This window comes from uncultured Halovibrio sp. (assembly GCF_913056445.1).
Taxonomy (GTDB): Bacteria; Pseudomonadota; Gammaproteobacteria; order Pseudomonadales; family Oleiphilaceae; genus Halospina; species Halospina utahensis_B.
The window spans coordinates 1-4,752 of record NZ_CAJXMA010000126.1; the positions used below are offsets into that span (position 1 = coordinate 1).

Here is a 4,752-nt window from a genome sequence, read left to right on the forward strand (position 1 = left end):
GTACGACAGAGCCTGCTCAAGGAGCTCCCGTGGGTCCGGAACCCGGCTCACCGCTCCCTGATCCGAGGCCTGTTCACACAGAAGATGGGCAAGCTGCTTACGGATTTCCCGGGTATCGTTGATACCTACCAGGGTGCGCGCCACCTCCACAGCCTTCTCCCAGTCCCGCTCGCGCTGATAGATCAGCACCAGCTGCTCCGCCGCACGGGCGCCATAGGAGCGGGTGCCCAGCAGCTCGTGCAACAGCGCCTCGGCCCGATCCAGGAGCCCGGCTGCCAGATAGTCCAGTGCCAGCTCGTAGGTCACCTGCGAGGAATAGCGGCCCGGCAGCTCCGGTCGCGCCAGCAGGTTCTGGTGGATCAGGGTTGCCCGCTCGACTTCGCCCCGATCACGGAAGTGGGCACCAATGGAGAGATGGAGGTTCACCGTCTCCCGGTTGACATCCAGCGAGTCCAGGAAGGATTCAATGGCTTCGTCGGAATAGTTGGTGAACAGGAACTGGAGACGTTCCCGGAGCCGATCCTCATCATCAATGGGAGCGGGTGAGGCCTGCCGACGCAGCCGCCAACGCCCGAGCGCCCAGCCGGTGCCGACAGCCACCGCCAGCAACAGCCACTGCAGGATGGTGTTCATTCAATACTCTTGACTGGATCCCGTTGCAGCCCACGAGATGACTGTTCAGACTTGCGAAGTTTCCGTTCCGCCCGCCTGCGCCCGGCCCTTGCCCGCATCAGCGGTACCAGCATGGCGGCCGCCCCCAGAAGGGCGCCCACGATCAGGGTCAGCACCAGGACCAGCGCCACGCTTATCGGTGGCGTCTGCACCAACAGAAGATCCAGCACCACCTCCTGGCGATTGCTGAAGCTGAACAGCATCGCCGCCAGTCCCAGCACCAGCGCCAGCAGAACAAGAACAATACGACGTATCCTGGCCATCCGGCCCTCCCTGCCGGATCAGTAGCCGGCCTTCATGCTGTCATTGACCTTCTCGCGCAGATCCTTGCCCGGTTTGAAATGGGGAACATACTTTTCGGGCAGATTCACGGATTCGCCGGTCTTGGGATTGCGACCCACCCGCGGCGCCCGGTAGTGCAGGGAGAAGCTCCCGAATCCGCGGATCTCGATCCGCTCCCCTTCGGCAAGGGACTGGGACATATGATCAATGATCGTCTTGACCGCCAGCTCCACATCCTTGCCGGAAAGCTGGGACTGTTTCGAGGCGATCACTTCTACCAGTTCGGATTTCGTCATGGTCCTGTCCTTCCTCACAGGTTCAGCAACGCCTTAAGTTTAGCGAACCTGATGAAAAAGACAAAAAAAACGGGCTGTTACAGCCCGTTTTTTTTAATGCTTTGCGGCAGAACCGGCTTCAGCCGTTGTCGTTCTGCTGCATCTGCTCCTTGATCAGGTCACCAATGGTGGTGGCGCTGCTGCTGTTGTCAGCCTTTTCGCGCACATCCCGCATGGCTTCCTTGTCGTCCTCAACGTCCTTGGACTTGATCGACAGGTTGATCACGCGGTTCTTGCGGTCAACGCTGATGATCTTGGCTTCCACCTCATCGCCTTCCTGGAGCACATTGCGTGCGTCCTCAACCTTGTCACGGCTGATTTCAGAGGCCTTGAGCGTGGCTTCCACCTCTTCATTCAGGGTCACGGTTGCGCCCTTGGCATCAACACTGCTCACGGTGCCTGTCACGATGCTGCCGCGGTCATTGACCTGAGTGAACTCGGCGAAGGGATCGCTCTCGAGCTGCTTGATACCCAGCGAGATGCGCTCACGCTCCGGATCCACGGACAGGATGACGGTTTCAACCTCGTCGCCCTTCTTGTACTTGCGGACCGCTTCCTCGCCGGTTTCGTTCCAGCTGATGTCGGACAGATGCACCAGGCCGTCGATGCCGCCCTCAAGGCCGATGAAGATACCGAAGTCCGTAATGGACTTGATCTTGCCGGTAATCCGATCGCCCTTGTTGTAGTTCTGGGAGAACTCTTCCCAGGGGTTCGGCTGGCACTGCTTGATGCCCAGCGAGATACGACGGCGCTCCTCGTCGATGTCGAGGATCATCACCTCAATCTCATCGCCTACATCCACAACCTTGGAGGGATGGATGTTCTTGTTGGTCCAGTCCATTTCGGAGACGTGCACCAGACCTTCGACGCCCTCTTCCAGCTCGGCGAAGCAGCCGTAGTCGGTCAGGTTGGTAACCTTGGCCGGTACGCGGGTGTTTTCCGGATAGCGGCCCTTGATGTTGACCCACGGATCCTCGCCCAGCTGCTTCAGACCCAGGGATACACGGTTGCGTTCACGGTCGAACTTGAGGACCTTGACGTTGATCTCGTCGCCAACGTTCACGATCTCGCTCGGATGCTTGATGCGCTTCCAGGCCATGTCCGTGATGTGGAGCAGGCCGTCCACGCCGCCCAGGTCCACGAAGGCACCGTAGTCGGTCAGGTTCTTGACGATACCCTTGATTTCCATGCCTTCGGTCAGCGTCTCGAGCAGCTGCTCACGCTCGGCGCTGTTCTCGGCTTCCAGCACGGCGCGGCGGGAAACAACCACGTTGTTGCGCTTGGCATCGAGCTTGATGACCTTGAAGTCGAGCTCTTTGTTCTCAAGGTGCGTGGTGTCGCGCACCGGGCGGACGTCGACCAGGGAGCCCGGCAGGAAGGCCCGGATGCCCTTGAGGTCGACAGTGAAACCGCCCTTGACCTTGCCATTGATCACACCCTTGACTGCATCTTCCGCCTCGAAGGCCTTTTCCAGTTCCTTCCAGGCTTCAGCGCGCTTCGCTTTCTCGCGCGACAGGCGGGTTGCCCCGAAACCGTCTTCCACGGCGTCCAGCGCCACGTCAACCTCATCGCCTGCCGCGACTTCCAGCTCCCCGTTCTCGTTGTAGAACTGGGAAACCGGGATGATGCCCTCGGACTTGAGTCCCGCGTTGACCGTGACCCAGTCACTGTCAACGTCCACAACCGTGGCCTTGACAATGGACCCCGGCTGCATATCAATGTCTTTCAGGCTCTCTTCAAAAAGTTCCGCAAAGCTTTCGCTCATTGTGTGTCCTATGTGATCAATACCAAGCTCCCCGCGAGCCAGCCCTCCGGGGTCTGTTCACCATACACCCACGCACCGCCATGCTGGTCTCACGCGGCCCGCCGGCACTTTTCCAATAACAAAAAGGCGCTATCAGGTACGGCCCGTTACTGCCAGGACCTGGTCCAGCACCTCGTCAATGGACAATCCGGTTGTTTCCACAACCTGCGCATCGTGCGCCGGTTTGAGCGGCGCTGTGGAACGGTTCATGTCCCGTTCATCCCGCGCCTGAATCTCTTTTACAAGGTCGGGGAGTCTAACATTCTCCCCCTGGGCCAGCAACTGCTCGTGCCGGCGCCGGGCCCGCTCCTCGGCTGAGGCAGTGAGGAAGATCTTGTGACTCGCATCCGGAAAAACCACCGTGCCCATATCGCGGCCGTCGGCCACCAGCCCCGGCGGCTGGCAGAAGTCGCGCTGGCGCTGCAGGAGCGCCTCGCGGACCGACGGGAGGGCCGCCACACGCGAGGCACGGTCACCGCACTCCTCCGTGCGGATGGCGCCCGTTACCTCCTCACCATCCAGAAAGACTCTAGCGGGCTCGTCGCCCGGACTGGGCTCAAAACGCACGTCCAGCGCCGCCGCCACCCCAGCCAGCAAAGTCTCGTCGTCGAAATCCACCGCCTGTTTCATGGCAGCCAGTGCCGTGAGGCGGTAGAGCGCGCCACTGTCCAGCAGATGCCAGCCCAGACGCCGCGCCAGGAGCTGGGTGATGGTGCCCTTGCCAGCGCCACCGGGGCCGTCCACGGCAATCACCGGTGCCTGTTCAGATGCTGTCATTGCGTCTCCTCGGAAGATTCAACCGTCAGCCCGACCTGGTTGGCCAGTGCCACAAAGCCCGGAAAGGAAGTAGCGACGTTCGCGCAGTCGTCAATGATCACCGGCCCGGATGCGCGCAGGGCCGCCACCGCGAAGGCCATGGCGATACGGTGGTCACCGTGGCTGTTGATCCGCCCGCCGCCGTAGGCACCACCCTGGATCAGGATCCCGTCCTCCCGGACCTCACTGACAACACCCAGAGCATCCAGCCCATCGGCCATGACCTGGATCCGGTCGCTTTCCTTGACCCGCAGTTCGGCGGCACCGGTCAGCTCGGTGCTGCCCTCGGCGTTCGCGGCCGCGACGAAAATCGCCGGGAACTCATCAATGGCCAGCGGGACCTGGTCCTCGGGAATGCGGATGCCCTTCAGCGGCGCATGGCGAACCCGCAGATCCGCCACCGGCTCACCGCCGGCCTCGCGTTCGTTATGCAACTCAATGGCCGCGCCCATCGCGCGCAGGATATTGACCACACCGATACGGGTCGGGTTGACGCCCACGTGGCGCAGCCACAGGTCCGAGTCCGGCGTAATGGCGGCAGCCACGATGAAGAAGGTGGCCGAGGAAATGTCCGCCGGCACATCGATAGAACAGGCGCTCAGGCGGCCACCGCCGGTCACACGCGCGGTCGGGCCGTCCTGCACCACGGGGTAGCCGAAGCCCTTGAGCATGCGCTCAGTATGGTCCCGGGTGGGCGCCGGCTCCGTCACCACGGTCTCACCCTCAGCATAGAGTCCGGCCAGCAGAAGGCAGGATTTGACTTGGGCGCTGGCCACGGGCAGTTCGTAATCAATACCTTTCAGCGGCTGGCCGCCGGCGATGTGCAGCGGGGGGCGACCACCC

At 61.9% G+C, this 4,752-nt stretch carries 4 protein-coding genes and 2 pseudogenes; all 6 read right to left on the minus strand.

Annotated features, from left to right (window positions below):
• A pseudogene (locus tag QZ501_RS14785) lies at positions 1–633 on the minus strand (lipopolysaccharide assembly protein LapB); the annotation flags it as partial.
• Positions 630–935 (minus strand): lipopolysaccharide assembly protein LapA domain-containing protein, encoded by a 306-nt coding sequence (locus tag QZ501_RS14790; protein WP_095617477.1) that lies wholly within the window; start codon positions 933–935, stop codon positions 630–632. The gene QZ501_RS14790 and the pseudogene QZ501_RS14785, both read right to left, overlap by 4 nt.
• Before the next feature lie 18 nt (positions 936–953).
• The gene (locus QZ501_RS14795) at positions 954–1,250 is read right to left on the minus strand and encodes an integration host factor subunit beta (protein ID WP_077530832.1); all 297 of its coding nucleotides are present in this window, start codon (positions 1,248–1,250) and stop codon (positions 954–956) included.
• 118 nt (positions 1,251–1,368) lie between these two features.
• Positions 1,369–3,054 (minus strand): 30S ribosomal protein S1, encoded by a 1,686-nt coding sequence (gene rpsA, locus QZ501_RS14800; protein ID WP_095617478.1) that lies wholly within the window; start codon positions 3,052–3,054, stop codon positions 1,369–1,371.
• Positions 3,055–3,186: 132 nt separating this feature from the next.
• The gene (cmk, locus tag QZ501_RS14805; protein ID WP_151439022.1) at positions 3,187–3,870 is read right to left on the minus strand and encodes a (d)CMP kinase; all 684 of its coding nucleotides are present in this window, start codon (positions 3,868–3,870) and stop codon (positions 3,187–3,189) included.
• Positions 3,867–4,752 (minus strand): annotated as a pseudogene (locus QZ501_RS14810) (bifunctional prephenate dehydrogenase/3-phosphoshikimate 1-carboxyvinyltransferase); the annotation flags it as partial. The gene cmk and the pseudogene QZ501_RS14810, both read right to left, overlap by 4 nt.